Origin of the sequence: Roseobacter insulae (assembly GCF_019375555.1) — a bacterium.
In the GTDB taxonomy this organism is placed as follows: Bacteria; Pseudomonadota; Alphaproteobacteria; order Rhodobacterales; family Rhodobacteraceae; genus Roseobacter; species Roseobacter insulae.
The window spans coordinates 137,529-160,743 of record NZ_JAHXDN010000002.1 but is presented as its reverse complement, the minus strand read 5'-3'; the positions used below and the strand labels follow the sequence as shown (position 1 = coordinate 160,743).

The following is a 23,215-nucleotide window of genomic DNA, read 5'->3' as shown; positions in this document are numbered from 1 at the left end:
GCATACATGTGACTTGTCCAGAAATTTATTTCACACGTCTTTTGAGCGGAGCGCTCGACTTGCTTTATGCTCCTTTTGGCGCCGCCAACAACCACAATCCCAGAAAGGTATAGGCTATCATGAACAAAGACAGCGGCAGCGTGGCCAAGGCGGCGCGCCGACTGCTGCCAAACAGATCCATCGCGATGCGATGCGCCAGCAGGATCGACCAGACGTGACCCAGCACCACCAGACCTGCCTGCGTGATCCAGATCGCCCTTACGGTCGTTATCTTGTTGAAGAAGCCGGTTGTCACCCGAAAGGGCTGCAGCCCGAGCAGGTCCGCTCCCCGGGCGAAGGGATCGCTCAGCGCGGCCAGAGTGTACTGGATATTCACCAGGAAGGAGGTCAGGTAATGCGCAATGTGGTAGACCAAGGCGATCGGCAGCACGCTGAGCGCCAACCAGCCAAATGCATGCATAAAACTCACCTCTTCCCGGCTGATCCTGACCGCGAGCCACACGGCGAGGGCAAAGATCGCAACAAGCGCCGCAATCGCGGCGATCAATCCGAGCACGGTTGGGGCGACAACCGCCGATCTGCCAGGAAACTCCAGCGGGTTCACGCCGATCCTGGCCAACCACCAGAACGTCTCGTTTATCCCGTCAAAACTGCCGATCCCGAGGAGGATCAAGGCAAAAAGACCGGCGAGCCGAAGGTCCGCCGGTTCCAGAATTTGCCATCCCGGCCCGCCCAGACCGCCCGGTGCGCGCATCCTGACCGGGGCCAGTCGCCCATAGGCCCCGAAAATCCCGTGCCCGAGTTCGCAATGTTTCAGCCACTTGGGGCCGAAAATCAGCAACCCCACCATCGTGAGACACCAGTAAGCCAGCGCGAAGCGGGCAAGACGCGTTGGGTCATCAGGCGCGATATCCGCCAGCAGGAAGGCGCCAAATCCGATCAGAAGAGCAATTGCAGGCCACAGATCCAGCCTGTCCGGGAGCGTCGCGAGCGGTTGAGGGCGCCCCAGCAGCCGGTACATTCCCGTCCATGGGTTGAGCCACGCCCAGAGGTTCCCGAAAAACCCGGACAGGCTGATCAGCACCACCCACCCGACCGTCCAGAAACCAAGCGGCATCAGGTTCGACAGTGGATCTCGCGGCCCGAACAGACCAAGGTAGAGAGCAAAGGCAAAGGCCAGAAAGGCGGCAAGGCTGGTCATGTCCCGGCACAGCGCACAGGAGGGAAAGGTCGCTTTGCGGACACTGAAAAGGCGGCAGACAACCCTCCCGGGCACGGCAAAGAGCGCTAGAACCGTAAGAGCCACCACCGACACCCCGGCCATCATGTAAACATCGGTCGGCAACAGCAGGACAAAACCCTGTTCCGACACATGGGCACCCGCAACCGTTGGGCCACAGAGCGCCAGCTTGACGCAAAACAGAAAACTCCGCACTCTCATAAGCGCATTAATAACCGGGAACGTCATCGATGAAAGGTCTGCGTGTTACTGGCATCCTGTTGCTGATCTTCGCCGCTGGCTGGGCTGTCATTGCACGCGAGGATCCTGCCTCTGATATCCTGATCGGTCAGGCGGTGATGCGTCCACTGGACGATCGGCAGCTGGGCGCTTTCCTCAGCATCGACAACAGAGGGGACCCCGACAGGCTGCTGGCAGTCAGCAGCGCATCAGGGCGCGCGACGCTGTATAACCCTGCCGCCGACGGCGGATTGCCCGTTCAGACCGGTGTGTCATCACTGGCGCTGGACGGTGCGCATATTCGCCTGGGCATCACACCGGGCATCCTTTCTGATGGTGCGTTGGTGCCGCTGACACTGACATTCGAACATGCCGGGCCCGTTGTCGTGAAAGCACGGCTGTCAGACCCGGCAACGCCGGGACAGGCCGCAGATGTCGGGCTCTTTGGTGTCGGCGACATCTGCATCGTCGGCGAGGGTGAGCCTGCACCACGGATCAACCTAACCGTTGAACCTGACGGCCAGGGCTGGAAAGTACTTGTCACCGCGGTCGACTTCACATTCTCGGAAGACCTGGTCGGCCTCTACCATGTGCCCGGCACCGGTCATGGGCACATCTACGTCGGAGGCATGAAGCTGGGCCGGTTGTATGCTCCCCAAGCGCATGTCGGTGCCCTGCCAAAAGGTACACATGAAATACGCGTCACGCTGAACACGAACGACCACCGTGCCTATGTGGTCGATGAAGACCCTGTCACGGCGTCAGCGATGATTGTGGTTGACTAGCTCATTTCGCAAACGCTTTACTTGTACACAAGCAATCTCGCATGAGGGTTGGATTTGGCACGCGGCGGAATAATCGGGGTAGATGTCGGCGGGACCTTCACGGATCTGGTCATGGTGGATGAGACACACACCGGCCTGCGCTTTGCGAAGACCCCGACGACGCTCGACAATCAGGCCTTCGGGGTTCTGGCCGCGCTGACCGAGGCAGAGGCGGATCTGGCGCAGATCGATCTGATCGTGCACGGCACCACGACCACAACCAATGCCGTGCTCGAACGCAAGCTCGCGCGCACCGGTCTGATCACGACACTGGGGTTTCGTGACATACTCGAACTGGGGCGCAGAACCCGACCGCAAGCCTATGGCATGAAGGGGCAATTCAACCCGATCATACCGCGCGATCTGCGCCTCGAAATCCCGGAGCGGATGGATGCGCAGGGCACGATCCTGACGCCACTGGACGAGGCTGCCCTGCGTCGCGCCGTTGAACAGCTGCGATCAGCAGGCTGCGAAGCGCTCGTGATCCACTTCCTGCACGCTTACGCCAACCCGGCGCATGAGATCCGCGCTGCCGAGATCGCCGCGGAGCTCTGGCCCAATGGATACATCACGACCGGGCACAGCCTGCTGTCGGAAACGCGCGAGTATGAGCGCGGGGTGACCGCGGCGGTCAATGCCTCGGTTCAGCCGCTGTTGGAAAGATACCTGAAAAGGCTGCGCGATGAACTGGCGCATCAGGGGTATGACGGCGACGTGCTGGTGATGAACGGGAACGGCGGCATGGTGTCGTCCCGTCTTGTCGCCCGCGAGGCCGCGAAAACGGTGATGTCCGGCCCGGCCTCGGGCGTTATGGCGGCAGCCTACACCGGACGGCGCGCAAACGAGATGAACTTGCTGACCTACGATATGGGTGGCACCTCAACGGACGTGGCCCTGATACGCGGCGGACATCCGCCCGTGTCCAACGAGATCGACGTTGAATACGCGATGCCCATCCACGTTCCCATGGTGGATGTGCGCACGGTAGGCGCAGGTGGCGGTTCCATCGCAAGGGTCAATGCCGCGGGGCTGTTGGAGATCGGGCCTGAAAGCGCGGGCGCGGACCCCGGCCCCATCTGTTACGGCAAGGGGGGTCGGCAACCGACCATCTCGGATGCCAACCTGCTGCTGGGGCGGCTTGATCCGGAGAAACTGAAATCGGTTGAGGGCGGTATCGACCCCGATGCGATCCGCGATGTCTTTGACCGTGATCTTGGGCGGCCCCTTGGGGTCGATGGCATCGCAGCGGCAGAAGCGGTGATACGGGTCGCAAACGCAAAGATGTCGGGCGCCATTCGAATGGTGTCCCTGTCTCTGGGCGCCGACCCACGTGATTTCGCACTCTTTGCCTTCGGGGGGGCCGGGCCTCTGCACGCGGCAGCGCTGGCCCGAGAACTTGGCGTGCCCCGCGTTATCATCCCGGCGCGCCCCGGTCTGACAAACGCGCTTGGCTGCGTTGTGGCCGACCTGCGGCACGACTACGTCCAGACGGTCAACCAGCCGTTGCACGCAGCCGACATGGATATGTTGCATGCAACCTTCGCGCAGCAGGCAGCTGCCGGCGCAGGCGCGCTCGCACAGGAAAAAGTCACCATCACCGAGACTCGTCAGGAATTCAGCGTCGATATGCAGTTTGTCGGCCAAAGCCACGTCGTGCGCGTCCCCCTGACCAGCGGCACCCCGACCCGCCCTGAGCTACAGGCCCGGTTCGAGGAGGTTTACTGGAACCGTTTCAAAGTGGAACTCAAGGAAATCCACGCCCGCATCGTGACGCTCAACTGCTCGGTCATCGGGCTGTGTGAACCGCTTGATCTGTCGCGGCTGATGGCCCCGGAAACCCGGCAGGCAGTAGCCACGCCAACCGCGTCGCGCCCGGTGGTTTTCGATGGCAGGCCGCATGAAACGCCGGTTTACTGGCGGGATTATCTGCCCGAAGATGTCTCGCTTAGCGGTCCTGCCGTTATTGAACAGGCCGATTGCACCATCCTGATCCCGCCCGGCGACGTGGTAAAAGGGGGTGCCGACGGAAACCTCTTCATTCATATCGGGGGACCGGCATGAGCATCGACCCGATCACCCTGTCGGTTATCCAGGCCGGTCTGCAGCAGGTTTGTGATGAAATGGACCTCAGCTTTTCGCGCGCCGCCTTTTCTCCGGTCATCGCAGAGGCCAACGACCGGTCGGACGGGATATATGCAGCCGACGACGGATCGCTTATTGCGCAGGGCGCGGGAGGGTTGCCGGTCTTCGTCGGCACAATGCAGTATTCGACCCGCACGCTGATCGAGATGATCGCCGCCGGGACCGTCGCCGCCCCGAAACCCGATGACATCTACATCGTGAATGACCCCTATCTGGGGGGCACGCATCTGATGGACGTCCGCTTTGCCCGCCCCTTCTACCGAAACGGCGGCATCTTCTGCTGGCTGTCAAACACCGGCCATTGGCCGGATACCGGCGGGTCCGTTCCCGGTGGCTTTTCCGCCTCTGCAACAGCCGTTGAGCAGGAAGGGCTGCGCCTGCCGCCGGTCCGCCTCTTCAAGGAAGGGGTCATGGATCAGGAGATCTACAGCATCATCTGTTCCAATATCCGGGTGGCCGACCAGCGCATTGGCGACGTCAAGGCGCAGGCTGCGGCGCTGATGGTGGGCGAGGATCGCCTGAACGTGCTGCTGGACCGGTACGGCGATGATGTGGTGCGCGAGGCCATTTCCGAACTGCGCAGACGGGCTACCGACCAGATGCGCAGCCTGATCAATGAAATACCCGACGGGGATTATACCTCTGTTGCGTGGATCGACAGCGACGGCGTGATCAACAAACCGCTGGCCATCCGGCTGCGGATCACGAAAACACCCGGTCGATTGCAATTCGATTTCTCGCAGAGCAGCCCACCGTGCCTCGGCCCGATGAATTCGGTTCTCGCAACCACGCTGTCATCGGTTTATCTCGCCATCCGCCATATCTTCCCCGAGGTGCCGATCAGCGCGGGAGCCTTTGAACCGCTCGAGGTGATCCGGCCCAGCGGCACGTTTCTGGACGCGGAGTATCCCCGGCCCGTGTCGGGCTGTGCCGCCGAAGTCAGCCAGCGCATCGCCGAGGCGGTTTTTGCCGCCCTCGTCAAGCCCCTGCCCGATCGCGTCACCGCGGCGCCCGCGGGCACCAGCGGGAATTTTGCGCTTGGCGGGCATGATCCGGCGGTTGGACGCGATTACGTGATGTACCAGCTGTCAGGCGGCGGATACGGCGGCAACGCCGATCACGACGGGTTGGCAAACGGATGCTCAACCATCGGCATTTCCAAAGCCCCGCCGGTGGAGATCATGGAACAGAATTTCCCGGTGCTATACCGGCGGTACGCGCTGCGGGAAGGATCGGGCGGCGCGGGCCGACACCGGGGCGGTCTTGGCCTCGACTACGAGATCGAGTTGCGCCGGGGCACTGCCCGCGCCAGCTTTGTCATGGATCACGGCAGATTTGGTCCGCAGGGCGCACTTGGCGGCGCGGATGGTGCGCCAAACGAGGTCGAGGTCTGGCGCGACGGCAAAAAATACATTCCCGAGCATTTGTCCAAGGAACAGGATATCCAGTTGCAGCAAGGCGACAGCGTCCGGGTGAGAACACCGGGCGGGGGCGGCTATGGCGATCCGGCGGAGCGCGATACTGACCTGATTGCGGAAGACACGCGGTTGGAGCGGAATTGACGGTCAAAATGCGTGGCACGCTATTCCACCGGCGCCCATCCGGCGTCACGATCAAGGCTCCATAACGGAAAAAGCCGCGCATGATGCCCGGCTTTTCGCGTGACTTGCCAGCTGAAGATCTTACTTGATCTTGCCTTCTTTGTATTCCACATGCTTGCGCGCAACGGGGTCATACTTACGCACGACCATCTTCTCGGTCATGGTGCGGGCGTTTTTCTTCGTGACGTAGAAATGGCCTGTCCCCGCCGAGGAGTTCAGACGAATCTTGATCGTGGTTGGCTTGGCCATGTTAAGTCTCCTGCTGCGGCCCGGCTCCGGTGAGGGGCTGCGTGAATCCTGAAGCCCGGCTTTTACCCGGATGTTGTGCTGAGTCAACCGCAAAAGGCGCAATTTCGACCTTTCGTCAGGGGCCGGATGAAAAAGGCCGGAACGCAGACGCGCCCGGCCTTTGTCCATTGCGGCTAGGACGTGATATCATAGGCGCGCTCGCCATGCGCGCTCAGGTCCAGACCGTTGGTTTCGTCTTCGTCGCTTACGCGCAGGGGCATGATCATTTTCACCACCAGAATGATGATAACGGTTGTAACCAGCGTCCAGATACCGACAACCGCCAGGCCGCCCAGCTGCGCCACCCAGTCGGCATGGCCGAAGACCGCCAGCATGGTAATGCCGAACATGCCGCCGACGCCGTGCACCGCAAAGACATCAAGCGTGTCGTCGATCTTGAGCACATTCTTCACCACGCCACACAGTTCCTGGCACATCACGCCTGCAACCGCACCGATAAACAATGCCTCGACCGGCCCGACAGAGCCGGAGGCCGGCGTGATCGAGGCAAGGCCCGCGATTGTCCCGGTTACCATGCCGACAAGCGACGCCTTGCCGTAGCGGAGCTTCTCCCACCCCGCCCATGTCAGCGAGGCCGCCGCCGCAGAAATATGCGTCACGGTCAGCGCCATCGCGGCCCCGCCATCCGCGGCAAGCTGCGACCCGCCGTTGAAACCAAACCACCCGACCCAGAGCATTGCGGCCCCGATCATCACCATCCCGGGGTTATGCGGTGGCACAGTCTTGCCCTTGCGCGGCCCCAGCATCGCGGCCAGCACAAGGGCTGCGATACCTGCCGTCTGGTGCACCACGATGCCGCCCGCGAAATCGTTCACACCCGCAGAAAAGAGCGACCATTCGGCACCGGCCAGCAAACCGCCGCCCCATATCCAATGGGCCACAGGTGCGTAACAGATCAGCATCCAGAGGCTGGAGAACAGCAGCACGAAACCGTATCCGATACGTTCCACGTAGGCCCCGACGATCAGCGCAGGCGTGATGATCGCAAAAGTCATCTGGAAGGCGAAGAAGAGGACTTCGGGAATGGTGCCCGCCAGCGTGTCGGCGGTCACCCCGTTCAGGAATGCCTTGCCCAATCCGCCCCAGTAGGCGTTGCCGTCGCCGAAGGCGATGGAATAGCCCGCCGCGAGCCACAGAATGCTCATCAGACAGGCAATCGAAAAACACTGCATGAACACGCTGAGCACGTTGCGCGCCCGCACCAGCCCGCCGTAAAACAGGGCTAGTCCCGGTAATGTCATGAATAATACCAACGCCGTGGCAACGATAATCCAGGCTGTGTCTGCTCCACTCATGATTTTGTTCTCTCCCCCTAACCGTGATTGCCAGCGGGGGTGGCGGAAAGACATGCCGAAATAAAGAGCACCTTGGTGAAAAACCGCCCAAGAAGCGGGCGATTCTCATATCGCCTGAAATTTGAGCGGCATTTCACCAGCCGTGGTTAAAAACTAGCCGCCACGGAATCGCGCAAAGGGCTCTGCTAGAGTTCGATGCGCACGTCGTGCATCCACAGTTTGGGCGGGCGCGACAGCATGAAGACAACAACATCCGCCAGATCGTCCGGCTCGGTGAACAGGTGGTTGGGCACCTCTTCGCCTGCCTTGGCGAACATCGTGGTATTGGTTCCCGACTGATACAGCCCGGCCACGCGCACCCCCGCTGACGACCACGACCTTGTTTTCGAGCTGCATGACATGTCCTTCCAAATTCTGCGCGCGGAGGGCCTGTAAGCCGGATTCTGTCCCCCAGGGATGCCCCTGGATCGATGACCATTCCTCTTGCCCCGAAGTTGCCTCCAGAGCTCTAGCTGCCAACCCGGATCTGCTGGGGCAAAAGCAGCCCTGTCTTGCGACACGCGATCCCTATTTGGCATTGCTCCCGGTGGGGCTTGCCGTGCCGCCGCTGTTGCCAGCGGCGCGGTGGGCTCTTACCCCACCGTTTCACCCTTTCCCGCCATCGGTTTCGGTTGCCCGACCTGATGACAGGTGGTTTCATTTCTGTGGCGCTTTCCGTCAGGTTGCCCTGCCCGGGCGTTACCCGGCACCGTTGCTTTTTGGAGTCCGGACTTTCCTCCCCGCCGGGTCGCCCCGACGCAGCGGCCATCCAGCCTTCCGCGCGGTCATGGCATGCGCCGAAATGGCGGGCGGGTCAATGGGTTGCAAGCGATGGGAGCCTCCGGCGGGGATATTTGACAACCAGAGAAGAGCGGATCAGCGCGCCGGGATCGCGTGTTGCAGGGCTGAGACATCGGCGGCGGTAAGCGGGCCCGTTGCATATGGCCTGAACCGCAGGCGGACCGCGGCCAGCAGAGCGTCATCATCCACATCCGCGGTGTAGCCCGCGCGGCGGGCCTTTGACCGGAACTGCCCCGGCGTCGGATCTTGCGATCCCGTGTCACCGCCGGTGCGTGCTGCCAGCCCCTGCCGCGCGAGCCGCGTCCAATCGAACCGCGGACCCGGGTCGCATTTGCGCCCCGGAGCCATATCGGAATGGCCGATGACATCCTCCGGAGACACCGGCCACCGTGACAGGATGTTGCCAAGGAGGGTTTCCAGCATGTGCATCTGCGCTTCGGGAAAAGGATGGCCACCGGCGTTGTCCAGTTCGATCCCGATGGACCGGGAGTTCACATCTGCCTGGCCGCGCCACTCGCCCGCGCCGGCGTGCCAGGCGCGAACCTCCTCCGGCACCAGTTGCGTCACTATGCCGGTGCGGGCGATAACGTAATGTGCGGACACTTCGGTCCGGGGGTCACACAACCGGTCTATCGCGGCGTCCGCGCTGTTCATCGCGGTGTAGTGTATCACGATCACAGACGGCGTCTGCCAATTCCGGCGCGGGCCGCAATTGGGCGAGGGGTGTTGTACCACGCGCATGCGTGTCAGCCGTTCGACGCCTTGCGGAACGGGGCCGGATCCCAGCCACAGGCATAACCGTCACCATCCGGGTCAAGACCTTTGCGATCCCGTGTCGGCCCGCCGCGTGCCAGAAAATCGATCTGCGCCTGATCGGGCGACAGGTAGGCGGCACAGTTGCGCCGCGCGCGATCTTCCCCACCGAAGCCCGCGCGGGCATACACACTTTGCCCTTTGGGATGTCTGGTCGACAGTGCAAAGGCCACGATATTCGGTTGGTCGCTGCCGCTGCGCTCCGGCAGGGCTTCAGGCTGAACAATCTCGTATTGCGCGGCATTGCTGGCAATGCGCTGTGCATCGCTTTCGATGGTCTGACGCTCCGCGACCGCATCAAAATCATTTTCGTCGGAGATGCCCGGATTGCCCAGGGTCACGGGCGCCGGATTGGCGGGGCTGGCCTGCACCGGCGCCACCCCGGAATTGAGAGCGGCACCATCGGGCGCAGCGGGGCGCGTCGCCGCCAAAATACGGGTGGTTTCGGCGGCTGTAGCTTCGGCAGATCCGTCGGGCGGCAACACGGTATCGGGCACCCTATAGGTGCCCTGCGCCAGCGCGGCCTCACGTTGTTGTTGCGCCTCCAGCGAGTTGTCGAAACCCACGCCCTGCCCGCTGTCGGGCACCTGGGGAGCGCAGGCTGAAAGCACCGCAAAGGCCAAGCCTGCAATTAAGACGCGCTGTGTCATCGGTATGTCTGCCTGTCGTTGCTCTTGTTGCGCACCAGATTACCACCATTTCGCGGGCTTGGCCACAAAGCCTGCCGCGGTTTCCAGCACATGCGCGGTGTTGAGCAGATCGGCCTCGGCCCAGGGCTGGCCGATCAGTTGCAGGCCCAGCGGCAGCCCCTGCTTGTCGAGACCGGCAGGCACTGCAATACCCGGCAAGCCCGCAAGGTTCACCGTGACCGTGAAGACGTCATTGAGATACATCGCCACCGGATCCGCATCCGTCATCTCTCCCAGACCAAAGGCCGCCGATGGGGTGGCTGGCGTCAGGATCGCATCGATGCCCTGCGCAAACACCTGTTCGAAATCGCGCTTGATCAGGGTCCGCACACGGCGCGCGCGGTTGTAATAAGCGTCGTAAAACCCGGCAGAGAGAACATAGGTGCCGATCATCACGCGGCGTTTCACCTCGTCGCCGAAGCCCTCCGCGCGGGTCTTCTCGTACATTTCCGTGATGCCGTCACCCTGATCGAGCTTGGCGCGGTGACCATAGCGCACCCCGTCATAGCGCGCGAGGTTGGAGGACGCCTCCGCCGGCGCGATCACGTAGTATGCCGGCAGCGCGTATTTTGTATGTGGCAGCGAAATGTCGACGATACTGGCGCCCGCGTCTTTCATCATCGCGATACCGTCCTGCCAGAGCGCTTCGATCGCATCCGGCATACCGTCCATGCGATATTCCTTTGGGATGCCAATCTTCTTGCCCCGGATATCGCCGGTCAGCGCCGCTTCGAAATCCGGCACGGGTATATCTGCCGAGGTGCTGTCCTTTGCGTCATGGCCGCACATCGCTTCAAGCATGATCGCAGCGTCACGCACCGATTTCGTCATCGGTCCGGCCTGGTCCAGCGACGATGCAAAGGCGACGATGCCCCACCGCGAACACCGCCCGTAAGTTGGCTTGATCCCGACGGTGCCGGTAAAGGCCGCCGGTTGCCGGATCGACCCGCCGGTATCCGTGCCGGTTGCGGCAAGGCAGAGATCGGCGGCCACAGCGGAAGCGGACCCGCCGGAGGACCCCCCGGGGGTCAGTGCCGTATCATCGTTGCCGCGACGCCATGGGTTTACCGCGTTTCCGTAGACAGAGGTTTCGTTGGACGATCCCATCGCGAATTCGTCCATGTTCAGCTTGCCAAGCATCACCGCCCCCGCATCTGCAAGATTTTGGCTGACGGTGGATTCGTACTCCGGCAGAAACCCTTCAAGGATGCGCGACCCGGCCTGGCTGGGAACCCCCTTGGTGCAGAACAAATCCTTGATCCCGATGGGCAGGCCGCACATGGCCGGCGCATCGCCCTGCGCGATCCGGTCGTCGGCCGCAGCCGCCCGCGCCAGCGCCAGATCCGGGGTCTGGTGGACAAATGCATTCAGCGCCCCCGCGGCCTCGATGGCTGTCAGACAGGCCTCGGTCAGATCCTTGGAAGTTGTCTCTCCGGCACGCAAGGCATCCCGGGCGGCACTCAGGCCCAACTCATTCAGTCTGGTCATTATTCCACCACCTTCGGCACGGCGAAAAACCCTTCTCTGGCATCGGGCGCATTCGAAAGGATCTTGGCCTGCTGGTCGCCTTCACGCACCTCATCGGCACGCCGCTTCAGCCTTTGCGGGGTGACCGAGGTCATCGGCGCCACACCGTCAATATCCACCTCGTTCAACTGCTCGATAAAGCCCAGGATGGTATTGAACTCCCCCGCCAGCGCCGGCAGCGCCTCCGGTTCCACCTTGATCCGGGCCAGCTTGGCCACCCGGGCGGCTGTGGTCTCATCAATCGACATGACTTTTCCTCATCTGCTTGCCGCGCCGTTTATCCTTATGAAGGGTTCTTGCCAAGCCTTGCACGCAGGTAAACCTCGATCATCCAGCCCAGCATCACCGCGTTGAGCAGATGCCACATGAAATGCGTCCCCATCGGAACTCGGTCGCAGAGCGGCGCATCGAGCGTTCTGAACGTCAAAGAGACAATCAGAATGCCGGCGCCGATGGTCAATCCGACCGCCAGGTCGGGCGCTCTTTTACGCAACAAGACCGCGTAGATCACGATGAGAAGCGGCACCGGCGCATATCCGGCAGACCCGCCCAGCGCGTCAAACCTTTGAAACAGAGGCACAGTCAGCCCTGCATAGGGAAAAAACAATGCGGTGACGCCAAGAGCCCTCCATGGCGACAGTTTCCACGCCTGCCGGTTGATCGCGAATATGTAGATCAGGATGAAGAGCAGGATCGGCACGGTATCCGCCAGCGCCGCCCAGACCTGCGCATGCGTGTGAAAAAGGAAACTGCCGATACCAATGATACCAAGTACCGCGCTCAGAAGTCGCGCCCATCCCTCATCGGCACTGCGCCGCCACATCACCAGCGCGGCCAGGATGAAGGCCAGATTGGTCAGGGCATTTATCGGCTCCGCCCAATAGGCAACCCCGACACGCTCGCAATAACCGTCTATGGCCTGGTACCATCTCACTGTCGTCGCCTCTCTGGTTCAAAAATATCCCCGCCGGAGGCTCCCACATTCGCCAAAAGCCCGCTAGTTTGCAGGTATTGCACAACGGGAGATGTTCAATGGAAATTACATGGCTGGGACATGGCAGCTTTCGCATCAACATGGCGGACCAGGTGCTCCTGATCGATCCGTGGCTCACCGGCAACCCGATGCTGCCCGAAGAGCAACACGATGCGGCAACGCAGGGGGCGACACATATCCTGATCACGCACGGGCATTTCGATCACTCGTCGGATGTCGTGGCCTTGTCGAAATCCCTCTCCGCTCCGGCGGTCGGCATGTACGACCTGATGACCTATTTCGAGGAAACCGAGGGGCTCTCGGTCATCGGGTTCAATATGGGGGGCACTGTTCAACTGGGAGATGTCGCGGTTTCCATAGTCCCCGCCCTGCATTCCAACACCCTGTCCAGCGCACCGACATCACCTGCAGGCCGCGAGGCCGGATTCATTCTGCGCGCAGAAGGCCACACGGTCTACCTGTCCGGCGACACCGGCATCATGGCCGACATGGAATGGATCGGCGACTATTACAAGCCGGACATCGGCATTCTAAGTGCGGGCGGACATTTCACCATGGACATGGCCGGGGCGGCCTATGCGGCCAAGAAATACTTCGATTTCAACACCCTGATCCCCTGCCATTACCGCACCTTTGAGTTTCTGGAGCAATCCGCGCAAGTACTGATTGACGGGCTGCCATCGGTTCGCGTGATCGAGCCGGAGGTGATGCGGTCCATCACGCTCTAGGATCGCCGGAACCTGAAACTCCGTGCGCCCGGCAAAGGGTGCCCGGTCATGAGGATCGCAGCCACCACTGCAATGGCTCCGGTCCTTCCGAAGATCGCCGCGGGTCATTCGGATGCAGCGGAGCGATCGCACGGTTATCGCCGTGCGCTGAAGAACGCCCGCAGGTATGCCTCGGACTCTTGCGCCGCAATGCCGTCAAAAACCTCGGGAACGTGATGGCTTTGTGGATGCGAAAACACCCGTGCCCCCTGCGCTACGCCACCCGATTTCGGATCGCTCGCGCCATAGTAGAGCCGTGCAATACGTGCTGCGGCGATGGCCGCCGCACACATCGCGCAAGGCTCAAGCGTAACATAGAGCGCGTAGCCTACCAGGCGCTCCGACCCCGCCGCTGCACAGGCCGCGCGCAGGGCGACGATCTCCGCATGCGCTGTGGGATCCTTCAAAGCGCGCGTCTGGTTTCCAGCCGACGCCACAACCTCGCCTGCCGGGTTCACCACGACAGCACCCACCGGCACCTCGCCACGTTTGGCCGCGGCGCGGGCCTCGGATAGCGCCTGCTGCATGTGTGAATTGAATTCCATACCTCCAAATGCCCGCAAAGCCCGCTCTTTCGCAAGCCCCGCAAACAGGTTAAGGCAGGCGCATGTCCCAGCCAGTTTCCAAGCCGCCCGAGGGCGACCGCATCGCCAAAGTTCTCAGCCGCGCCGGTATCGCCAGCCGTCGCGAAGCAGAGCGGATGATCGAGGCAGGCCGGGTTGGCGTGAATGGCAAGCAAATCTCGTCACCCGCACTGAACGTGACGACGCAGGATAAGATCACCGTCGACGGCAAGGAGATTTCAGCGCCCGAGCCGCCGCGCTTGTGGCTGTTTCACAAGCCAACCGGTCTGGTCACCACCGATCATGACGAAAAGGGCCGCGACACGATTTACTCCGCCCTGCCCGAAGACATGCCGCGGGTGATGAGCATCGGACGGCTCGACCTCAATTCCGAGGGTCTGCTGCTGCTCACCAACGACGGCGGAGTGAAACGCAAGCTTGAACTGCCCGCAACCGGCTGGCTGCGCCGCTACCGTGTGCGCGTCAACGGCAGACCAACGGAGGACAGCCTGGAACCGCTGCGCAAGGGCATCACGACCGGGGGAGACCACTTCCAGCCGATGACCGTGACCCTGGACCGTCAGCAAGGGGCGAACGCCTGGCTGACCATCGGGCTGCGCGAGGGGCGCAACCGCGAAATCAGACGGGCGATGGAGGAAGTCGGCTTGTCGGTGAACCGCTTGATTCGCATCAGCTACGGCCCCTTTCAGCTGGGGGATCTGAAACCCGGCGCCGTTGAAGAAGTCCGGCGCAAGCTGGTGCGGGATCAATTGGGCCTTGTGCTTGACGATCCAAGTGGCACAGCAGTTAAAAAACCCGCGAAAGTCAGCCGGTCGCGCACACCGCAACGCGGCAAACCGGTCGCGAAACCGACGCGCAGGACCCCGCCCGGCAAAGCACGCTGATCTGAAAAATGACAAATCGGCGGGTTTTCTCCCCCTCGTTTCTCTTGGACACTGTCATCAAATAATCGTGTAACGGCGCGAAAAGTGGAAAAAAGTCGCGCAAAGCCTGCAAGCCTCTGTTGAAGGCGCCGAAAACTAGTAAGCTGCGCATCATGCGCGTATATTCGACCTAATGTCAGTCCCGGGGAGCACATGACGCCGACGAATTTCCAGAAAATTGCCTTCGTGGCCCTGATCGTGCTGATGACGGGTGTCGCCGCCGGCATTTTGGGCGGGCTTTAACTCGATGGCAAAGAGGTACGGCGGGAAATACAGCCCCGATGGCACTCCCAAAACCGATCACGCGCCCGCGCGCGGCCCCTATTCGGGCGCGGCTGTCCACCCGGTAGGCGCGCGCGCCAATCTGATGTTCCTGCCCGCTGTCGTGCTGGCGTTCATGTCGTTGACCCAAGGCGCGCTGGGACTGGCCATCGGATTGACCGGCGCGGGACTTTTTTGCCTTGCCGCGTGGCTGCTGCGCGGCGGTCTGGTGGCCGAAGCGGCGTATCACGACCGCAAGGTGGCGCGCCGCCCTGCCCTGCCCCGCAAGATGCTGGCCGCCTGCCTCGCCGGGGTCGGTACCGCCATCGCCGCCCTCAGCCATGACGGCGGCGTGATCGCATCGGCGCTGCTCGGCGCTGCGGCCGGCGGATTGCATCTGGCAGCCTTCGGGATCGACCCGCTGAGCGATAAAGGGATGGAGGGCATAGACACCTTCCAACAGGATCGGGTGGCCCGCGTGGTCGATGAGGCCGAAGCGCATCTGGCCGGGATGAACGACGCGCTGAAACGTGCAGGGGACCGGACGGTTGCCACCCGGATGGAGCAATTTCAGAGCATTGTCCGCAATATGATCCGAACCGTGGAGGAAGATCCACGTGATCTGACCGCCGCGCGCAAATACCTTGGCGTCTACTTGCTGGGTGCGCGGGACGCGACGACAAAATTCGTCGATATCTACGCCCGCACGCATGACGCACAGGCAAAGGCAGACTATCTGTCTTTGCTTGACGACCTGGAACAGAATTTCGCCAACCGCACCACCAAGCTGTTGCTGGATGACAACAACGATCTGACCGTCGAAATTGAGGTTCTTAGGGACCGACTGCAACGAGAGGGTGTGCGTCTGGACTGACGCCGCCGACAAGAAAGGACCCAACAGGATGACCGAGACTACACGCGCCAAGGCCGCTGAAAGCCTGAAACTGGTGGAGGAAGTGACGGCTGTCGTTCTGCCCGAACCCGCAGACGCCAATGCCATCGTGCCGTTGGCGCAGGCTGACGCACCCGTCAGTGCTGAGATTTCCAAGCGCATGGCGGAAATCGATATGGAAGACACGCAGTCCATCGTGTCGTTCGGCTCGCGGGCGCAGGTCGAACTGCAGGAAATATCCCAGGCCATGCTGGGCGGCGTGCGCAACAAGGACGTGGGCCCCGCCGGGGACTCCCTGCGCAATATCGTGACCACGATCCGGGGGTTCTCGATTTCCGAACTGGACGTGCGGCGCAAACGCAGTTTCTGGGAAAAACTGATGGGGAAGGCCGCGCCCTTCGCCAAGTTCACCGCCAAGTTCGAGGAGGTTCAGGACCAGATTGACCGGATCACGGACGACCTGCTCAAACACGAACACACGCTGCTGAAGGATATCAAATCCCTCGACATGCTCTACGACAAGACGCTGCAGTTTTACGATGAACTGGCGCTCTATATCTCGGCGGGCGAAGAGAAACTGCGCGAACTGGATGAAACCGTCATCCCCGCCAAGGCTGCCGAAGTCGATAAGGCGGAGGAAAGCGACCAGGTCATGGTGGCGCAGGAGTTGCGGGACCTGCGCGCCGCACGGGACGATCTGGAACGCCGGGTGCATGATCTGAAACTGACCCGACAGGTGACCATGCAATCCCTGCCCTCGATCCGGCTGGTGCAGGAGAACGACAAATCGCTGGTGACGAAGATCAATTCGACGCTGGTGAACACGGTCCCGCTGTGGGAAACCCAACTGGCACAGGCGGTGACCATTCAACGGTCCGCCGAAGCTGCCAAGGCAGTGCGCCAGGCCAACGACCTGACCAACGAGCTTCTGACCGCAAATGCCAAGAACCTGCGCGAAAGCAATAAGATCGTGCGCGAGGAAATGGAGCGCGGTGTCTTTGACATCGAGGCCGTGAAACAGGCCAACGCAGACCTGATCGGCACCATCGAGGAATCGCTGCAGATTGCCGACGAGGGCAAGGCGCGGCGGGCGGCGGCTGAAACCGAATTGCAGGAAATGGAAGCGAAACTGCGCGACACGCTGGCATCGGCCAAAGCGCGCGGCGACGGCGTGGGTGATACCTCTGGCACGGCCGTGCCCGGCTGATCCCGCGTGGTGGTACGACGGAAATTTCTGCGCTGGTGCGCGTTGGGCATTGTCGGGGCGGCGCTTGCCGCCTGCGATCTGGTACCACCCCCAACGACCGTGGCGACACCGCGCACGAGACCGGCACGGCCCGTTGAAACCCAGTTGCGCCCCACCTCCGAAGAAAGCGCCGCCCTGCGCAGCTACCTCGTTCAGGTGCAGGGCGCACAGCTCAGTCAGGGTCTGTTGCGCGACGACGGGGGTGGGCAGGACACACCCTTCACCGCTGATATGCTGGCCCGCAACTTCGAACGCATCGTGTTCTTCAACGAATACGCCTCGGCATTACAGGGTCGCGGTGGCGAGAGCCCGCTGCGCAGATGGACCTCGCCGGTGCGCCTCGGCCTGATTTTCGGCCCCAGCGTGCCACCGTCACAACGCGCCGAAGACAGCGCCGCCATCCGTGGCTATGCCCGCAGGCTCGCGCAGATTACCGGGCATCCGATCAACAGCTTTGGCAACCCCAATTTCATCGTCATCGTTGCCAGCGAGGATGATCGCGACGAGGCGTTGAATGCGGCCGCCGACAGGGTCCCGGGCATTACACGCAACAGCCTGAACGCCCTGCGCAGCCTGTCGCGCGATACATACTGCGCCGTTGCCGCCTATGCGGCGGGCGCGAATGAGAACACCTATACTGCCGCCGTCGCCGTGATCCGCGCAGAAAACCCCAGCCTGCTGCGCCTGAGCTGCATTCACGAAGAACTGGCGCAGGGCCTGGGCCTTGCCAATGACAGCCGTGATGCGCGCCCGTCCATCTTTAATGATGACGATGAATTTGCCTTGCTGACAAAGCATGACGAGCTGCTTCTGAAGATGCTCTATGACCCGCGCCTGAAGGCCGGGATGACCGCATCCGAAGCAGCGCCCATTACCCGCATCATTGCGCGTGAACTCAAAAGCGGGCCACTTTAGGCCAGCGATCGTAAAGGACTGACACCATGGGTATTTTTGATTTTCTTTCCGGCGAATTCATCGACGTCATCCATTGGACGGACGACACCCGCGACACGATGGTCTGGCGGTTCGAGCGCGAAGGCCACGAGATCAAATATGGCGCCAAGCTCACGGTGCGCGAAGGTCAGGCGGCGGTCTTCGTGCATGAAGGGCAGTTGGCGGATGTCTTCACCCCCGGTCTCTACATGCTTGAAACCAACAACATGCCCATCATGACGACCCTGCAACACTGGGATCATGGCTTCAAAAGCCCGTTCAAGTCAGAGATCTATTTCGTCAATACGACCCGGTTCAACGATCTGAAATGGGGCACGAAAAACCCGATCATCTGCCGCGACCCGGAGTTCGGGCCAGTGCGTCTGCGCGCCTTCGGCACCTATTCGATCAAAGTCTCGGACCCCGCGAAATTCCTCGTTGAAATCGTCGGGACCGATGGCGAATTCACCATGGATGAGATCAGCTTTCAGATCCGGAACATTCTCGTCCAGGAATTCTCGCGCACGCTGGCCCGGGCTGGCATTCCGGTGCTGGACATGGCCGCCAATACCCGCGAGCTGGGTCAACTGGTTGGCAAGGAAATCGCCGCTCAGCTCTCCGAATACGGATTGAGCATGCCCGAGCTGTACATTGAGAACATCTCGTTGCCGCCTGCGGTCGAAGAGGTGATGGACAAGCGGTCCTCCATGGGGGTGATCGGAAACCTGAACGAATACATGCAGTTTCAGGCCGCTGAAGCGCTCGGCCGCGACGGTGCCGGGGCGGCGGCGCTGCAAACGGGTCTGGGCGCCGGACTTGGCATGCACATCGGCCAGCAGGCCGCAGCACAACAGGGCCCCTGGGGTGCCAGAACCGTGAATGCACCGGCGGCTGTCCCACCGCCGCCCCCGCCGGTTGAACATGTCTGGCACATAGCCGAGAATGGCGCGACCACCGGTCCGTTCTCCAAGGCTGCATTGGGCCGGATGGCGACGCAGGGCACCGTTACGCGCGATACCATGGTGTGGACCCCCGGACAGGACGGCTGGATGCGGGCGGAGGATGTGGCCGAACTGGCGCAGCTTTTCACCGTGCTGCCGCCGCCCCCGCCGCCCGCGGCCTGACGCCTGTCTGAAACCATCGCGCACCGCGGATCGTATTTGAGAGGACGAAGCTCTTTGCAGAGGAAGCCCCGTGAAACGCCACAGACGCACCTATCTGAAGTGGCTGCATTGGAGCCTTCTGCCCCTGGTGGTCTGGTTCACGCTGGTCCAGCCCCGCGACATTCGACCCCTGGGCGATGCCGCTTTCATGTTTCATTCCGTGCTGGGGTTGATTTTCGTCACGCTGGCGCTGCTGTGGACCGCCGACCACCTGCGGCACGGGCTGGCAAGCCGCCCGGGACCGAAGCTGACGGGATGGATGCGCCGATTGCACAGGGCGATGCATCTGACGTTGATCTGGGGGCTGTTCTGCGTCGCAGTCTCGGGCTTTCTGCTGGGGCTGACGTCAACGGTGCTGCTCTGGGCCGGTGGCATTGTCCCGATTGCACCGCCGCTGGGATTGCCCCGCGCCAACGACCTGGTGGGAAAAATCCACGCCGCCGAATTCTACCTGCTTGCCGGTCTTGTCGGAGGTCACGCGATGTTCCACCTTTGGCGGCACGTGCATCTGCGCGACAATGCTCTGCGCATCATGGTGCCTCGTCTGTTCCACAAGTACCTGTGAGCGATCATGCAAGACACTGAGACCAACGTGGCGCAACACCATTTCCCCTGTGACAATTGCGGCGGGGATATGCGGTTTGAACCACGCGAACGCCAGCTTGTCTGTGAACATTGCGGCAATCGCGACCCCATGGACACCGGGCCGTGGCGTGCCGCCGCGATCCGGGAGCTGTCCTTTGAACAGGCGGTGGCGCATCAGCTGCCCAGCATGGACATGGAGGAAACCCGCGTTTCCAAGTGCCCCAATTGCGCGGCCGAGGTGGCATTCGACCCGGATATTCATGCCACCGAATGCCCGTTTTGCGCCACACCGGTGGTCGCGGACACGGGGACCCACCGGCACATCAAACCACGTGGTGTGTTGCCGTTCACACTCGATGAAGCATCCGCGAGAAAGGCGATGACGCACTGGCTAGGCGGACTGTGGTTTGCCCCCAACGGGCTCAAGGACTATGCCCGCAAAGGTCGGAGAATGCAGGGGATTTACGTCCCTTACTGGACCTTCGATGCGGATACTGCGTCGAGCTATTCAGGTGAACGCGGCACCGTATACTACGAAACCCGCACGGTGATGCGGGACGGCAAGCCCAAACGCGTCCGCGTTCAGAAAATCCGCTGGCGCCCGGCCCGCGGCCGGGTCACCCGGTTCTTCGATGATGTCCTGGTATTGGCCTCCCGGTCACTGCCCAAAGCCTATACCGACGCGCTGGAACCGTGGGACCTCTCCGGGCTGGAGCCCTATACGCCGGAATACCTGGCCGGGTTCCGCGCCGAAGGTTACGCGGTCCCGCTTGAAGACGGGTTTGTCGAGGCACGTCGGATCATGGACAACACAATTGCGCGCGATGTCCGGTTCGACATCGGCGGCGACCGCCAGCGCATCCATCAGGTCAACACGGATGTGCGGGACGTCACATTCAAGCATATTCTGCTGCCGGTCTGGCTGGCGGCCTACAAGTACCGGGGTGAGACATACCGGTTTGTCGTCAACGGCACGACGGGCAAGGTGCAGGGCGAAAGGCCTTATTCCGCCATCAAGATTGCGATTGCCGTGATCATCGGCGCACTGGTGGCCGCCGCCATAGGATACGGAGTGGCCCTGAACCAATGACCCAGTTCGAAGCACTCACAGACCTGCTCAAGACGCGGTATTCCTGCCGGGCCTTTCGGCCGGATCCGGTGCCGCAGGAAACGATCGAGCGCATCGTCTCCGCCGCGCGACATGCGCCATCATGGTGCAACGCCCAGCCATGGCAAGTCACGGTCGCAATGCCCGGGGCAACGGACCGATTTCGCGATGGCCTGCAAAGGGCGGTCAGGGATGATGCACCCAAGCTGGATCTCGCAGGACCGGACGGGTACCCCGGTGTTTACGGAGAGAGGCGCCGCGCCTGCGGCTGGCAGCTTTATGATGCCGTTGGCGTGCAAAAAGGCGACCGAAGCGGGTCGGGCGCACAGATGATGCGTAACTTTGCGCTGTTCGACGCGCCCCATGTTGCAATTGTCTCCAGCCCCCGCGCGCTTGGCGGTTACGGAGCGATGGACACCGGTGGGTTTGTCACCGCCTTTACGCTGGCGGCCACGGCCCTGGGTGTGAGCAGCATAGCGCAGGCCGCGATCGCCTCATATGCCGGTTTCGTCCGCGCGCATTTCGACATTCCCGAGGAACGCCTGATCCTTTGCGCCATTTCCTTTGGATACGCGGACCCGGATCATCCTGCGAACAGCTTTCGCACCGATCGGGCGGAGATTTCCGACATTGTGGAGTGGCGCAGATGAGGGCACTGATCCAGCGCGTTGCAGAGGCGCGCGTCACGGTTGACGAGGCCTGCGTCGGTCAGATCGGGCCGGGCCTTCTGGTCTTTGTCTGTGCAATGCCCGGTGATGATGCAATGACGGCGGAAGCTCTGGCCGCCAAGATCAGCAAGCTGCGGCTTTTTCGCGACGGGGCCGGCAAGATGAACCTGAGCCTTGTCCAGACCGGTGGCGCGGCCTTGGTGGTCAGCCAGTTCACCCTTGCGGCTGATACGTCGCGTGGCAACCGGCCCGGATTTTCCGGCGCGGGCGGGCCGGAGGTGGCGAAGGTGCTGTACCTGCATTTTGCACAGGCATTACGTGACTTGAACATAGCTGTGGAAACAGGGCAGTTCGGAGCGGAAATGTCCGTCACCCTGACCAACGACGGCCCGGTGACCCTGTGGCTGGACACCGAAAACCCGTGAACGAAAAGGCCTGCAATGCACACCGATGATCCCTTGAAAGAGCTTTTTGATGCCGGCGTGGCCGCGGTCCGCGGGGACAGCGCCGTATCCAAGGCGCTTACCGAATTGACCTGTGCGGTGCCGGATCAGATCATCGCGGTGGGTAAGGCGGCAACGGCGATGGCGACGGCGGCGCATGCGCGCTACCCCGAAGCACCTTTGCTGATCGTGACAAAATATGCGCATGCGGAGGGTGCACCCGAGGGCGCGGAAGTCATTGAGGCGGCGCATCCGGTGCTGGACGAAAACAGCCTGCGCGGTGGGGCACGGCTGGGCGACGTGGTGCGCGGTATGGCGAAAGGCAGCACGCTGATGATGCTGGTCTCCGGCGGGGCCTCTGCCCTCGCCGAAGATCCCGAGGACGGGCTGGATCTGGCCGATCTCAAGACACGAGCGCAGGATATGCTGGCCTCCGGGGCGGACATCCACGCGATGAATGCGGCGCGAAAGCAGATGAGCCGTATCAAGGGCGGCAAGTTGCTGGCAGGGTTCGCCGGGGCCACGGTCGTGACCCTTGCGATATCGGATGTCGAGGGTGACAGCCTGGCGGTGATCGGCTCCGGGATCGGGGATGCACCGGCGCGCCACTCATTCGATTTCGACCCGCATATTGTCGCCAGCAATGCGATTGCGCGAGAGGCCGTCGCCGAATGCGGCCGGGCAATGGACACAGCCGTTCAGTCGAACGCCGAAATCCTCTACGATGATATCACCGCATTGGCCCCGCGGATTGCCGAACACCTGAAAATCGGTCCGGCGGGTCTGCATGTGTTTGGCGGCGAGCCCACCGTCGTTCTGCCGCCAGACCCCGGACAGGGCGGTCGCAATCAGGCGTTGGCCTTGCTGATTGCGCGCGAAATCGCGGGCGCGCGCGGGTTGCGCGTGCTGGTTGCCGGCACCGATGGCACCGACGGACCCACAGATGCCGCCGGGGCCGTCGTTGATGGCACGACCTGGGACCCGTCGGGTCAGGACGCGCTGGACAGGGCGGATGCCGGTACGTGGCTTGGCGAGCGCGGCGCGCTTCTGAAAACCGGACCGACAGGCACCAATGTCATGGACTTGGTGATCGCGCTGAAATCCTGACGTGGATGCTTGACAGAATCTCTGACCGGAGCAACCGTGCGC

General features: G+C 62.1%; 23 protein-coding genes, 1 other RNA gene and 1 pseudogene. 14 read left to right on the top strand and 11 right to left on the bottom strand.

Going from position 1 to position 23,215, the window contains the following annotated elements:
* Nucleotides 1–64: 64 nt before the first annotated feature.
* Nucleotides 65–1,441, bottom strand: coding sequence for a hypothetical protein (locus KX928_RS06915; RefSeq protein WP_373274790.1), 1,377 nt, complete (start codon nt 1,439–1,441; stop codon nt 65–67).
* 29 nt (nt 1,442–1,470) lie between these two features.
* Here KX928_RS06915 and KX928_RS06910 point away from each other — a divergent pair, with 29 nt between their 5' ends.
* From KX928_RS06910 to KX928_RS06900, 3 genes are read left to right on the top strand one after another with little or no spacing between them, the layout of a single operon-like run.
* Nucleotides 1,471–2,244, top strand: a complete 774-nt coding sequence (locus KX928_RS06910) for a copper chaperone PCu(A)C (RefSeq protein ID WP_219500429.1) — start codon at nt 1,471–1,473, stop codon at nt 2,242–2,244.
* A 48-nt stretch (nt 2,245–2,292) separates the two neighbouring features.
* Nucleotides 2,293–4,344 (top strand): hydantoinase/oxoprolinase family protein, encoded by a 2,052-nt coding sequence (locus tag KX928_RS06905; RefSeq protein ID WP_308342254.1) that lies wholly within the window; start codon nt 2,293–2,295, stop codon nt 4,342–4,344.
* Nucleotides 4,341–5,987, top strand: coding sequence for a hydantoinase B/oxoprolinase family protein (locus KX928_RS06900; RefSeq protein ID WP_219500425.1), 1,647 nt, complete (start codon nt 4,341–4,343; stop codon nt 5,985–5,987). Before KX928_RS06905 ends, KX928_RS06900 begins: the two co-directional genes overlap by 4 nt.
* A 120-nt stretch (nt 5,988–6,107) precedes the next feature.
* On the opposite strand, the gene rpmG is transcribed toward KX928_RS06900, so the two are convergent.
* From rpmG to KX928_RS06855, 9 genes and pseudogenes are all read right to left on the bottom strand, one after another.
* Nucleotides 6,108–6,275 carry a 50S ribosomal protein L33 gene (gene rpmG / locus KX928_RS06895; protein WP_011454349.1) on the bottom strand — a complete coding sequence of 56 codons (168 nt, stop codon included), beginning with the start codon at nt 6,273–6,275 and terminating at the stop codon, nt 6,108–6,110.
* A gap of 173 nt (nt 6,276–6,448) precedes the next feature.
* Nucleotides 6,449–7,630, bottom strand: a complete 1,182-nt coding sequence (locus tag KX928_RS06890; RefSeq protein WP_219500423.1) for an ammonium transporter — start codon at nt 7,628–7,630, stop codon at nt 6,449–6,451.
* Between the two features lie 185 nt (nt 7,631–7,815).
* Nucleotides 7,816–8,001 (bottom strand): annotated as a pseudogene (locus KX928_RS06885) (SDR family NAD(P)-dependent oxidoreductase); the annotation flags it as partial.
* A gap of 45 nt (nt 8,002–8,046) precedes the next feature.
* An RNA gene (gene rnpB, locus KX928_RS06880) (RNase P RNA component class A) lies at nt 8,047–8,450 on the bottom strand.
* 95 nt (nt 8,451–8,545) lie between these two features.
* Nucleotides 8,546–9,211 carry an N-acetylmuramoyl-L-alanine amidase gene (locus tag KX928_RS06875; RefSeq protein WP_219500421.1) on the bottom strand — a complete coding sequence of 222 codons (666 nt, stop codon included), beginning with the start codon at nt 9,209–9,211 and terminating at the stop codon, nt 8,546–8,548.
* Nucleotides 9,212–9,216: 5 nt separating this feature from the next.
* Complete coding sequence (locus KX928_RS06870) at nt 9,217–9,933, bottom strand: hypothetical protein (protein WP_219500419.1); 717 nt, start codon at nt 9,931–9,933, stop codon at nt 9,217–9,219.
* A gap of 39 nt (nt 9,934–9,972) precedes the next feature.
* Nucleotides 9,973–11,460, bottom strand: a complete 1,488-nt coding sequence (gene gatA / locus KX928_RS06865; protein WP_219500417.1) for an Asp-tRNA(Asn)/Glu-tRNA(Gln) amidotransferase subunit GatA — start codon at nt 11,458–11,460, stop codon at nt 9,973–9,975.
* A complete protein-coding gene (gene gatC / locus KX928_RS06860; RefSeq protein ID WP_219500415.1) occupies nt 11,460–11,747 on the bottom strand; it encodes an Asp-tRNA(Asn)/Glu-tRNA(Gln) amidotransferase subunit GatC in 288 nt (95 codons plus the stop codon). The genes gatA and gatC overlap by 1 nt, the downstream gene beginning before the upstream one ends.
* A 35-nt stretch (nt 11,748–11,782) precedes the next feature.
* A complete protein-coding gene (locus KX928_RS06855; protein WP_219500413.1) occupies nt 11,783–12,433 on the bottom strand; it encodes a ceramidase domain-containing protein in 651 nt (216 codons plus the stop codon).
* Between the two features lie 98 nt (nt 12,434–12,531).
* Here KX928_RS06855 and KX928_RS06850 point away from each other — a divergent pair, with 98 nt between their 5' ends.
* Nucleotides 12,532–13,221 (top strand): metal-dependent hydrolase, encoded by a 690-nt coding sequence (locus tag KX928_RS06850; RefSeq protein ID WP_219500411.1) that lies wholly within the window; start codon nt 12,532–12,534, stop codon nt 13,219–13,221.
* Nucleotides 13,222–13,355: 134 nt separating this feature from the next.
* On the opposite strand, the gene KX928_RS06845 is transcribed toward KX928_RS06850, so the two are convergent.
* Complete coding sequence (locus KX928_RS06845; RefSeq protein ID WP_219500409.1) at nt 13,356–13,805, bottom strand: nucleoside deaminase; 450 nt, start codon at nt 13,803–13,805, stop codon at nt 13,356–13,358.
* A gap of 62 nt (nt 13,806–13,867) precedes the next feature.
* Here KX928_RS06845 and KX928_RS06840 point away from each other — a divergent pair, with 62 nt between their 5' ends.
* The 10 genes from KX928_RS06840 to KX928_RS06795 all read left to right on the top strand — a co-directional run bounded on the left by KX928_RS06840 (nt 13,868) and on the right by KX928_RS06795 (nt 23,173).
* On the top strand, nt 13,868–14,728 hold the full coding sequence (locus tag KX928_RS06840) for a pseudouridine synthase (protein WP_219500407.1): 861 nt from the start codon (nt 13,868–13,870) through the stop codon (nt 14,726–14,728).
* Nucleotides 14,729–15,014: 286 nt separating this feature from the next.
* Entirely contained in the window at nt 15,015–15,902 is an 888-nt protein-coding gene (locus tag KX928_RS06835; protein ID WP_219500406.1) for a 5-bromo-4-chloroindolyl phosphate hydrolysis family protein, read from the top strand.
* 28 nt (nt 15,903–15,930) lie between these two features.
* Nucleotides 15,931–17,127 carry a toxic anion resistance protein gene (locus tag KX928_RS06830; RefSeq protein ID WP_219500405.1) on the top strand — a complete coding sequence of 399 codons (1,197 nt, stop codon included), beginning with the start codon at nt 15,931–15,933 and terminating at the stop codon, nt 17,125–17,127.
* Nucleotides 17,128–17,136: 9 nt separating this feature from the next.
* The gene (locus tag KX928_RS06825; protein ID WP_308342253.1) at nt 17,137–18,081 is read left to right on the top strand and encodes a DUF2927 domain-containing protein; all 945 of its coding nucleotides are present in this window, start codon (nt 17,137–17,139) and stop codon (nt 18,079–18,081) included.
* A gap of 26 nt (nt 18,082–18,107) precedes the next feature.
* Nucleotides 18,108–19,223: an SPFH domain-containing protein gene (locus KX928_RS06820; protein WP_219500403.1), complete on the top strand. Its 1,116-nt coding sequence runs from the start codon at nt 18,108–18,110 to the stop codon at nt 19,221–19,223.
* Nucleotides 19,224–19,293: 70 nt separating this feature from the next.
* Complete coding sequence (locus KX928_RS06815; RefSeq protein ID WP_219500402.1) at nt 19,294–19,827, top strand: cytochrome b; 534 nt, start codon at nt 19,294–19,296, stop codon at nt 19,825–19,827.
* Nucleotides 19,828–19,833: 6 nt separating this feature from the next.
* Entirely contained in the window at nt 19,834–20,937 is a 1,104-nt protein-coding gene (locus tag KX928_RS06810) for a TFIIB-type zinc ribbon-containing protein (protein ID WP_219500401.1), read from the top strand.
* A complete protein-coding gene (locus KX928_RS06805) occupies nt 20,934–21,605 on the top strand; it encodes a nitroreductase (protein ID WP_219500400.1) in 672 nt (223 codons plus the stop codon). Before KX928_RS06810 ends, KX928_RS06805 begins: the two co-directional genes overlap by 4 nt.
* A complete protein-coding gene (gene dtd / locus KX928_RS06800) occupies nt 21,602–22,048 on the top strand; it encodes a D-aminoacyl-tRNA deacylase (RefSeq protein WP_219500399.1) in 447 nt (148 codons plus the stop codon). The genes KX928_RS06805 and dtd overlap by 4 nt, the downstream gene beginning before the upstream one ends.
* Before the next feature lie 15 nt (nt 22,049–22,063).
* Entirely contained in the window at nt 22,064–23,173 is a 1,110-nt protein-coding gene (locus tag KX928_RS06795; RefSeq protein ID WP_219500395.1) for a glycerate kinase type-2 family protein, read from the top strand.
* Nucleotides 23,174–23,215: the final 42 nt, after the last annotated feature.

Bases quoted from the DNA above. Each gene is read 5' to 3' on its own strand.
- KX928_RS06915 (WP_373274790.1), bottom strand. From the start codon at position 1,441: ATGAGAGTGCGGAGTTTTCTGTTTTGCGTCAAGCTGGCGCTCTGTGGC.
- KX928_RS06910 (WP_219500429.1), top strand. From the start codon at position 1,471: ATGAAAGGTCTGCGTGTTACTGGCATCCTGTTGCTGATCTTCGCCGCT.
- KX928_RS06900 (WP_219500425.1), top strand. From the start codon at position 4,341: ATGAGCATCGACCCGATCACCCTGTCGGTTATCCAGGCCGGTCTGCAG.
- rpmG (WP_011454349.1), bottom strand. From the start codon at position 6,275: ATGGCCAAGCCAACCACGATCAAGATTCGTCTGAACTCCTCGGCGGGG.
- KX928_RS06890 (WP_219500423.1), bottom strand. From the start codon at position 7,630: ATGAGTGGAGCAGACACAGCCTGGATTATCGTTGCCACGGCGTTGGTA.
- KX928_RS06875 (WP_219500421.1), bottom strand. From the start codon at position 9,211: ATGCGCGTGGTACAACACCCCTCGCCCAATTGCGGCCCGCGCCGGAAT.
- KX928_RS06870 (WP_219500419.1), bottom strand. From the start codon at position 9,933: ATGACACAGCGCGTCTTAATTGCAGGCTTGGCCTTTGCGGTGCTTTCA.
- gatA (WP_219500417.1), bottom strand. From the start codon at position 11,460: ATGACCAGACTGAATGAGTTGGGCCTGAGTGCCGCCCGGGATGCCTTG.
- gatC (WP_219500415.1), bottom strand. From the start codon at position 11,747: ATGTCGATTGATGAGACCACAGCCGCCCGGGTGGCCAAGCTGGCCCGG.
- KX928_RS06850 (WP_219500411.1), top strand. From the start codon at position 12,532: ATGGAAATTACATGGCTGGGACATGGCAGCTTTCGCATCAACATGGCG.
- KX928_RS06845 (WP_219500409.1), bottom strand. From the start codon at position 13,805: ATGGAATTCAATTCACACATGCAGCAGGCGCTATCCGAGGCCCGCGCC.
- KX928_RS06840 (WP_219500407.1), top strand. From the start codon at position 13,868: ATGTCCCAGCCAGTTTCCAAGCCGCCCGAGGGCGACCGCATCGCCAAA.
- KX928_RS06835 (WP_219500406.1), top strand. From the start codon at position 15,015: ATGGCAAAGAGGTACGGCGGGAAATACAGCCCCGATGGCACTCCCAAA.
- KX928_RS06830 (WP_219500405.1), top strand. From the start codon at position 15,931: ATGACCGAGACTACACGCGCCAAGGCCGCTGAAAGCCTGAAACTGGTG.
- KX928_RS06820 (WP_219500403.1), top strand. From the start codon at position 18,108: ATGGGTATTTTTGATTTTCTTTCCGGCGAATTCATCGACGTCATCCAT.
- KX928_RS06810 (WP_219500401.1), top strand. From the start codon at position 19,834: ATGCAAGACACTGAGACCAACGTGGCGCAACACCATTTCCCCTGTGAC.
- KX928_RS06805 (WP_219500400.1), top strand. From the start codon at position 20,934: ATGACCCAGTTCGAAGCACTCACAGACCTGCTCAAGACGCGGTATTCC.
- dtd (WP_219500399.1), top strand. From the start codon at position 21,602: ATGAGGGCACTGATCCAGCGCGTTGCAGAGGCGCGCGTCACGGTTGAC.
- KX928_RS06795 (WP_219500395.1), top strand. From the start codon at position 22,064: ATGCACACCGATGATCCCTTGAAAGAGCTTTTTGATGCCGGCGTGGCC.